This window comes from Lentilactobacillus dabitei (genome assembly GCF_019061365.1).
Classification (GTDB): domain Bacteria; phylum Bacillota; class Bacilli; order Lactobacillales; family Lactobacillaceae; genus Lentilactobacillus; species Lentilactobacillus dabitei.
The window spans coordinates 1-9293 of record NZ_JAHPPD010000096.1 but is presented as its reverse complement, the minus strand read 5'-3'; the positions used below and the strand labels follow the sequence as shown (position 1 = coordinate 9293).

The following is a 9293-nucleotide window of genomic DNA, read 5'->3' as shown; positions in this document are numbered from 1 at the left end:
AGAATAGGTCTTCATGGCCTTTCATGTCTAGTCTGAAAGGTCTAGTTGATTAGTGTTGCACTTGAATTTTAAACTGGGCAAGTAGTTTTACTACTAAGAATGTGACTAATATGGAGCAAATGTTTGAGGGAGATGTTGGATTATCCAGTTTAGATCTTAGTGGCTTTACTGCAAATGACAGTGTGGATATGTGGCGAATGCTATCTGATTGCCGTAATATTTGGAAAATTAAATTAAACAAAGATTTTAGCTCAACAGACCAGTATACGGGTCTGCCTGATGTTCCCGGAAAGGGTGAAATTCCTGGAACGAAATACGTTAACACAGCTCCATATTGGGTAGCATTAGCTGGTGGTACAGAAAGCAATCCCCGTGGAAAGCGTAATTTTTACACATCAGAAAAATTGATGGCAGATCAGCGCACTGAAACTGACACGTACGTTTGGCAGCAAAGATCGAGTTCTGATCAGAGTTCTATTAAAGCTAAAGAGGAAGTTGATTTATCGGTTGGAGATAAATGGAATCCTCAAAGTGGTTTCATTTCCGCAACGGATTATTGGGGTGATCCTGTGATATTTAAGAACATTAAAGTTAGTGGTGACCATGTTGATACAACTAAACCTGGTCAGTATAACGTTATTTATACTAATGGTAACAAATTTGCAAATACCAAGGTAGTGGTTAAAGCAAAAGCTGTTCCACCAACTCCAGAACCACAACCAACTCCTCAACCAGTACCCAGCCCGACACCAACGCCGCAACCAAAACCTGACAATAACAATACGCAAGCTTCAATTCCAGATTGGGCTGCCGTCAAAGGCTCCGCGGTTTATTCACTGAAGAAGATCTATCTTTACAAACACAACAACTTCAGCAAGAAAGATCGCCTCGCTGGCTACACCAAAAAGCCACGAGTCTACCGACCAATGTTTGTCGTAACCGGTTATGCGCGCTCCAAGAGTGGCCACCTGCGTTACCAAGTTCGTGATGTTAACCACTTGACGAAGAACCGCCACAAGAAGGGTTACATCACCGCAAACTGGAGTTACGTCCGCCCAGTATACTATCAAAGCAAGCATCAAACGTTAACGGTCATTAATCCACGAGGTGTTAACGCGTACAAGAAAGCAAACCTGACGAAGAAGGTTCGCAATTACAAGCAAGGTACCATCCTTCATGTGACCAAGTTTGTTCACCATAATCTGACGACACGCTACGTTTTGAGTAATGGTCACTTCATTACTGGAAACCGCAAACTTGTTAAGATGGGCAAGCAAAAAATGTCGCGTTATGTCAAAGTTAAGCGCAGTCTCAACCGTTATCAAACGGTTAGCCTGATCAAACGCAATAAGCACATCAAGAAGGGGACTGAGCTTCGAATTAAGAACTATGACTTCTCACACGCCAATAGCGTTACCAAGACTGGTGCACTGAGATATCATGTTGTCGGTGGGTATATTACTGGTAATTCAAAGTATGTAAAGACGATTAAATAGTTTTGGAACAGTTTCTCAGGTAAGCTAATTATTTGAGGAGCTGTTTTTTAATGTTTTCCTAATCCGTGAGACTCTTGATCTAATGATGATTGCAACCGTTTTCCCCTGGATAATAATTTCAACACATTAAAATTTTACACTTGACATTCTCATAATTGCGACTAAACTCTTTAAGTAAATTGATAAACAAAAGCAGTGAAAAGATGAGTAGTCTTGGAACGGTATCAAGAGAGTTCACATTTGGTGAGAGTGAATTACCGGGAATTGATGAAGATGGTCTTTGAGCAGGATGTTGTTGAGCAAATGCAAGATAACGTGGTAAACGCACCTTATAGCGGACAGGCATTGATTCATAGTGCCTAGTGAGTCACGTAGTGTAAGCTGCGTGAAAATTAAGGTGGTAACGCGACAATATCGTCCTTGTATGGAATTTATTTCTATACGAGGACTTTTTTTATTCAATTTTTATCAAAAAAATTAGAGGAGTGGTCAAAATGACAGTAGCAATCAAAACAAAATTTCCAAATCGTTTCGATGAAGTAGGTAGTTTATTACGACCGGCAAGATTAAAACAGGCCCGGGCAGATTATGAGGCGCACAAAATTACCGTAGATGAATTACGGAACGTTGAAAACGAAGAAATTAAACGGATTGTGAAGAAGCAGGTTGAATTGGGTCTCAAAGACGTAACCGATGGTGAATTCCGCCGCAGCTGGTGGCACTTGGATTTCTTTGCTGGTTTAAAAGGGGTTCAGTATTTTGTTCCAGAACATGGCTTTATTTTCCATGGCGAGGAAACTCGTAAAGGTGGGGTTAAGTTTACCGGCAAGATTGAATATAATCCTAACCACCCATTCTTTGACGGCTTCAAATTCTTAAACAGCATTGTGCCAGATGGCGTCACTGCCAAGCAAACGATTCCCAGTCCCGATGTCTTCTTCCCGAACAAGGACGCTGAGGTCTATGACGATTACTACAAGGGTGACTTTGAGGCTCTGCTCAATGACGAAATTGAAGCCTACAAGCAAACCGTTCAGCATTTCTACGACCTTGGTTGTCGATACTTACAAATTGATGACACCTCATGGGGTATGTGGGCCAGCTTCTCTAACGGCACGTTGAAGCCTGAATTAAAGCTATTGGCCGAAGCCGCCGTGAAGGCAATTAATGCCATTGCCGACAGTAAGCCGGATGACTTAACTTTAACGATGCACGTCTGCAAGGGTAACTACGATTCAACTTGGGCCGGTGCAGGAGCCTATGATCCGGTGGCTGATTACTTGGCTCAACTCCACATCGATGGTTACTTCTTGGAATATGATGACGAGCGTTCCGGCGGCTTTGAACCCTTGAAGAAGATCGCTGACAATGGTCGGGGTCAACGGGTGGTCATTGGCTTAGTTACCACCAAGAAGCCTGAATTAGAAACTGAGCAATTATTAAAAGAGCGAATCAACAAAGCCAGTCAGTTTATTCCACTGAATAATTTATGCTTGTCACCTCAATGTGGGTTTGCCTCAACGGAAGAGGGCAATCGCCTGACTGAGGAAGATCAGTGGAACAAGTTACGATTAGTGATCAAAGTAGCTAAGAGTGTTTGGAAAGACGCTTAAAAATCGAAAATAATGAAATAAATCCATGAGAAGAAGAGTAGTTGCGAGCATTCAAAGAAAGAGAACCCGGTCGGTGAGAAAGGGCATTGAAGGTTCCAATGAAGATGAGCTTTGAAAGGCATCATGTTGTTAACGCAGCATGATCGGCAGGGACCGTTATCCTCCCGAATATCAGAAATGGTATTGATGAGACATAGAGTGTGACAAGGCCTGGTTGGTGCGGTGTGTAAGGTTAAAATGATTAAAATCCTGTTTTTGGATTTAAATCATTTTGGGCTTACATGTTAGCACCAGGGTCGTCGGAGCACGTTTAGAGTGTGATGCCAGGCGGTTAGGAATCGGAGCATAAGTTGCCGTTTTCTAAAATCCGGGGGTTTCGGATTTTGGAAAATGGTGCTTATGTGCAGATTCCTGCCTGGAAGAACACGTTTAATGTGATGAAACTCTATGTGAACAAGGGTGGTAACGCGACAATTCGCCCCTTACATGGCATGAATAGCTGTGTAAGGGGCGTTTTTTATATCTCATATTAAGGAAGTGATGCAAGAGTCAATTCATGTTTTTGAAATTATTTAAATTTATTCAATTAAAACAAAATTTCTGGAGGTTTTGCATATGGCAGAAAATGTGAGTCCAGCTTCATTAAAAGTCAGCTTAACAACAAAAGATTTATTGATTTACGGAATTACTTTTATGATTCCGGTCGCCCCATTAGCTTTCTATGGGTCATTTCTACAACCAGCTAACGGCATGGTGGCCTTGGCATATTTAATTGGGATGATCGCAATGCTGTTCACCGGCTTTAGTTATGCGACCATGTCGGCACGTTACCCATTTTCCGGTTCGGTTTATACTTACGTTCAGCAGGGTACCAACCGGGGCTTAGGCTTTATTGGTGGCTGGGGAATTACCCTTGATTATTTCCTGATTCCAACGATTACTTATTTGATTACCCAGTCATTTGGTGAATCGCTGTTACCCGGCGTACCAGGTTGGACATGGATCGTCGTGTTGGTGCTGCTCAACACCTGGGTCAATATTCTTGGTGTCAACGTGGTCACCAAAGTCAGTTGGGCATTGTTTGCCCTTCAAGGAATTGTGTTGTTGGCGTTTGTAATTGGTACCCTTCACCTATTGTTTACCGGTTCAATTCAACCAAACGCCGTTGCTTTTTATAATCCCGCTCATTTCAACTTTTCTGGTGTTTTGCAGGCAACTGGAATTGTGATTGTGAGTTATTTGGGCTTTGATGCCATCAGTACGTTATCGGAGGAAGCTGAAGATCCCCACCATTCAGTTGGCCGGGCGATCATTCTTTCCATTGTCGGGATCGGCTTGTTATTCGTTGTGATTACCGCGCTAGCAGGATTTGTGGCCCCTGATTATCAAAATTTGAATCCTAATACGGCTTTCTTAGGAATCCTGCAGCGAGTCGGTGGTACTTGGTTAGTTAAATTAGCTGATATTACCATCATCCTCTCATTTGGCTTTGCTAGTGGTCAGGAAGGCCAGACCGCCATTTCCCGGATTCTCTACGCAATGGGTCGCGATGGCATTTTGCCACGTCAATTGGCCGTTTTGCATAAGAAATACCGCACGCCAGTTGTTGCGATTGTTCTGGTTGGTGCCATTTCACTTGTGCTTTCTTTGACCTTATCCCAAGCAACGGTTTCCAATTTGGTTAGTTTTGGTGCCTTGTTTGGCTTCATCTTATTGAACTTGTCGGTTGTCTGGAAATTCTACATCAAGGGCGATCACAGTTCGATCTTGTCCGCCATCAAATATTTGGTATCACCATTAATTGGCTTTGGTGTCAGCACTTGGATTTTCCTAAGCTTAACTCCAGAAGCAAAGATCGTCGGGGCGGCTTGGATTGTGGCCGGCATCGTCATCTTGTTGGTACAAACCAAGTTCTTCACGCAGCGGACACCTGGATTGGACTTTTCAAATAAGGATTAGTAAAGGAGAAAATGATTATGACAACTAAAACCGCAGAACCAACAACCAACGTTACTAAAACAGAAAATGAACAATTACTTCAACAAACCGTTGAGCGATTAAAGAACTTCAAGTGGGTTGATTTGACCCACTCATTTGGGCCAGAAAGTCCGCGCTTTCCAGCTTTTGCCAAGCCAAAATTCAACACGATTTTTACCCACGCGGATGGCTTCTTCGTTAAGGAATATACTTTCCCAGGTCAATTTGGCACTCATTTGGATCCACCGATTCATTTTGACGCCCATCAGGATACCTACGTGGAAGATATTCCGCTCAAAAAGTTCGTCTTACCGCTGGTCGTCATTGATCGCTCAAAGGAAGCCAACGCCAATCCAGATTCTTCGTTGAGTGTTGCTGATATCAAACAGTGGGAAAAGAAACACGGCAAGATTCCGGAACATTCATTTGTAGCACTGCGAACTGATTGGGGCAAACGTTGGCCAAGTCAGAGTAAGTTTGAAAACTTGGACGATGCTGGTCAAGCTCATTATCCAGGTTGGGATCTTGACGCATTGAAGTTCATTTACGAACAACGAAACGTCACGGCAAATGGCCATGAAACGTTTGATACCGATACGGCAACTAAACAGGAAAACGGCTTAGTGGGTGAGTATTATGTCTTGTCCCATGGCCACTATCAAGTGGAACTACTTGATAATTTGGACCTGGTTCCGGCTACTGGCGCTTATATTCACATTTCCGTCCCTAAGGCTGAGAAGGCACCTGGCTTTCCGGTGAGGGCGTATGCGGTGGTGCCGGAGTGAAGTTGTCACCAGTAGAACCCTTACAATAAAATAATTGGTATTGGAAATAGACTTCTTTGGTCATCGGGCCGATGAAGTCTATTTTGTGGATTAGAAGATTTGGCGTGTTTAAAGAGAAACAATCAAGGAATAGTGAGTTCACCAATTTATAACGGGATTTGAATTGGTTTTATAGCGTGTGTAATAGTTGACCTGCTCACAAGTAAACATTTATCATAGGTATGAGGGAATATTTTAATTAATAATTTTGTTATTTGGGTTGAGGAGGAAGTTATATGAATACAGTGGGAGTACCGCACCGCTTCAAATGGTTAGTTCAAAGTTTGTTGCTCATATTATTTAGTTTGATGGCAATTGTTCTAGTCTCTCAGCAAGCTGCTGATGTAAAGGCTGCGACAGCATTTGAGCAAACGCTGGTAACGGATCCATTGAGAAATCTGGCAAATAGTGAACCAGTGACTAGTCAAATTAATGAGTTGCAACAAAATGAAGCCGCTAATGCCAATGATGCGTTGCTAATTGGAAGCGGCATCACTTATTCGAATGGAGGGACTACTGGTGGCCCGTTTTATCCTGGGGATCTCATTCATTTAGTTGCTCAAACTAAGGTACAGGGGACTGGAAATTATTTTTCAAATGGTCATGCTAGAATATTGATTGATCGAAATGTGTTTCAACCAGTGGGGACAACTGATGTCTCTGATAGCACGTATTTAAAAAATCCACCAACGATTACTAGTGATTCCAATTATTATGTTATTAATCTAGATTTTAAGACAATTCCCACGAGGTCCGTTGGTATTGATTTTATGTTGCATCTCAAGCCTGGAGCAGTTAAGAACCAGTCGACTTATTCAGTCCCAATTCAATATATTGATGAAAATGGTAAGCAGATATACACGAATGATACTTTCAATGTCCAGGCAAAGACAGATGCACCAAAACTGTATACAACGTCGGGAATTTTTAACCTGGATTACACTTACTGGGATGGAAATAAGCTTAACCAAGATTTTACCGGTACGTATGCCGGCAATGGATTTATTTATAACCCACGCACTGAACCTGGTGATTATACAATCACTCTAAAAATACCAGATGGTTACACCATCTCAAAAGTATATGGCGATGCAACATATGATAAAAAAACCAATACCATTACTGATCATCTTAATTTGAATGCTAATAATCTTGTAGAACATGGTGATAGCGACTACAAAAATGATTTGTTTGACTTTTCGATTGTTTATCCAAAGGGAACTCTAGCGGACACAAAGCTTCCTTTGCAATATACGATGACAGGTTCAAAAAATGATAAAACTGAAACGACTATCGGAGTTGCCAAGGATGATCAGCCAATTCCATACTTTGATGCTCAAAATGGTAAAGTAACTAAGTGGAATAATTCATCACGTTATTTGGACTCTGATCAGGTGACCGATGAAACGCCAGTTGTCACCACCATGACGCCGGTCGAATTGGGCAACTTTCAAGGCTTGAATTCTGAAGGCACAACTGGCCATAATTATGCTGAAGTGAAAAGTGTTACTGATACTCCAAAATTCAATTATTCGATGAAACAGCTTGAAATGGTTGATACTGATCAATTAAGCACTGCTTTCAAGAAAGAATTAAATGATAACGTGGTAACGGCAACACTTGATGGTCAGCAAGTATCGCTCGGGCCTTTAAGATATGGTCAACCAATTGATTTGGAAGGCAAAGCTTATTCAAATATTACGATCACATTTAAATCGCCAGTTCGCTTTGATGATCCTAAACAAACAGGATTTCAAATGAAAATAACTGGAAGTGTTACTCAAAAGGCCATTGACGATTTTAAAAATAGTTCAGAATCAAAAATTTCTTGGACCAATGACTTGTCGACGGTATTTGGTGAAACGTCGGAGGATAAAACGAGTAAGAGTAATGTTTATCATAATCCTGAAACTGCTTCAACTGATTTTGGCTTGACTAAGCCGACACCACCAGCGCCCGAAAAACCATTTGTTACGTTTTATAACTGGCAAGGGATGGGGATCATCAATAACAATGGTCATCAAATTTTGGGAGGTCAACCATTTACTAGCAATTTTCTCTTTTCAACAGGTGGGAATCAAAAGCTAAAATTGAAACCGCAAAATGGTAAATTAATCCTCATTGTTCCGGATGGCATTACACTTGGCGCGTCCTTTGCCGGAGGGTTATCAAATTTAAGAGTGGAGAATAATTTCCGTGGGAGTGGAAAAAACGCAATTATTGGCGATATAACTAATTTTGATGATTATGTCCAAATGTCCAATTCCAATGGAATTTCGTACCAAGTTTCGTTAAAAGGAGAACCAGGACTAGTCAACGGACACTACATCATTGAGGGCTATTTGGTATTTGATAATAACAATTGGGAAGCATTCCCAAAAACGGATTTCCATGTGGATAAACATGATGCGATGGGTGAAGATTACGGCCTTTATCAAAATACCAATGATCCAAATAGTATCTTTTCTGCTACAACAGATATTTACTATTATCCGTCAAGCAGTTCGTTGAATATCAATAAGATTAGTATTAAGGATAAGCAGTCAGGTAGTTATGGCCCATACGTTTCTGATACCGGTCAAAGCTTACAAAACGGAGATGATTTTAAATATCAATCAGAGATTATCAATAATGGTGATACTGATTATAATCACTTAGACTTAGTTGATATATTACCATTCGACGGTGATCAAAAAATTGGTGACGCGGGTGGGGCAACCTCCCGTGGGTCCAATGCTGTAGTTCATCTAACGGGACCAGTTGAGGACTTACCGGGTTATAAGGTTCAATATTCTGTGGATAAACCGTCAGCAACGTTAGCAGATAACTATAAAGCAACTTTCGTTAACGCTGATCAAATCACTGATTGGTCTCAAGTAAGAATGATTAGAGTTACCGCAGATAGTGGAACAATACTTGCGCCTAAACAACAGATAACCTTCAATTATCCTGCAGTATTTGCCGATGACGCTAAAGCTGGCTCAGTTGCCGTCAACACCTTCTTAATGCGTAAAAGTGACGGGGACACGCTGCTGGAATCCACTCCCGCAACTGCTCGGATTGCTGAACCGTACTCGGATGTCACAATTCAATTTTGGGGCAGAAAGTCGGATCAGGATGAGTATCAACCAATTGCTTCACCAGTTGTCAAAACCCACCAAGAAATTGGCAAGTCGTTCCCAGCTAAGGCTTCGGACTATCCATCGATTAAAGACTATGTGCCAGTTGATAATGACGATCATGGTCTCAAATCGGTTTCCAGTGATCCCACTCAAAATGTCATCAAACTCTATTACAAATACCATGGATGTAAGCTGATTCCTGAGACAACTTTTAAGAGAGCGTATAATGAATAAATCGTCTCTCAAAAGGAAGGAATTTTT

The 9293-nt window shown here is 41.5% G+C and carries 5 protein-coding genes and 1 other annotated feature; all 5 genes read left to right on the top strand.

Annotation, left to right across the window (positions count from 1 at the left end):
* Positions 1 to 119: 119 nt before the first annotated feature.
* Positions 120 to 1496, top strand: a complete 1377-nt coding sequence (locus tag KTE19_RS14265) for a DUF5776 domain-containing protein (RefSeq protein ID WP_217342343.1) — start codon at positions 120 to 122, stop codon at positions 1494 to 1496.
* A 186-nt stretch (positions 1497 to 1682) separates the two neighbouring features.
* Positions 1683 to 1921: a binding site (T-box leader), on the top strand.
* Between the two features lie 69 nt (positions 1922 to 1990).
* Entirely contained in the window at positions 1991 to 3109 is a 1119-nt protein-coding gene (locus tag KTE19_RS11655) for a 5-methyltetrahydropteroyltriglutamate--homocysteine S-methyltransferase (protein WP_217163746.1), read from the top strand.
* Between the two features lie 615 nt (positions 3110 to 3724).
* On the top strand, positions 3725 to 5068 hold the full coding sequence (locus KTE19_RS11650) for an APC family permease (RefSeq protein ID WP_217342342.1): 1344 nt from the start codon (positions 3725 to 3727) through the stop codon (positions 5066 to 5068).
* 17 nt (positions 5069 to 5085) lie between these two features.
* On the top strand, positions 5086 to 5871 hold the full coding sequence (locus KTE19_RS11645; RefSeq protein ID WP_217342341.1) for a cyclase family protein: 786 nt from the start codon (positions 5086 to 5088) through the stop codon (positions 5869 to 5871).
* Positions 5872 to 6146: 275 nt separating this feature from the next.
* Positions 6147 to 9266, top strand: a complete 3120-nt coding sequence (locus tag KTE19_RS11640; RefSeq protein ID WP_217342340.1) for a hypothetical protein — start codon at positions 6147 to 6149, stop codon at positions 9264 to 9266.
* The last annotated feature ends 27 nt before the right edge of the window (positions 9267 to 9293 follow it).

What these genes read in the sequence shown, in the direction of transcription:
- KTE19_RS11645 (WP_217342341.1), top strand. Translation starts at nt 5,086, where the DNA reads ATGACAACTAAAACCGCAGAACCAACAACCAACGTTACTAAAACAGAA.
- KTE19_RS11640 (WP_217342340.1), top strand. Translation starts at nt 6,147, where the DNA reads ATGAATACAGTGGGAGTACCGCACCGCTTCAAATGGTTAGTTCAAAGT.
- KTE19_RS11650 (WP_217342342.1), top strand. Translation starts at nt 3,725, where the DNA reads ATGGCAGAAAATGTGAGTCCAGCTTCATTAAAAGTCAGCTTAACAACA.
- KTE19_RS14265 (WP_217342343.1), top strand. Translation starts at nt 120, where the DNA reads ATGTTTGAGGGAGATGTTGGATTATCCAGTTTAGATCTTAGTGGCTTT.
- KTE19_RS11655 (WP_217163746.1), top strand. Translation starts at nt 1,991, where the DNA reads ATGACAGTAGCAATCAAAACAAAATTTCCAAATCGTTTCGATGAAGTA.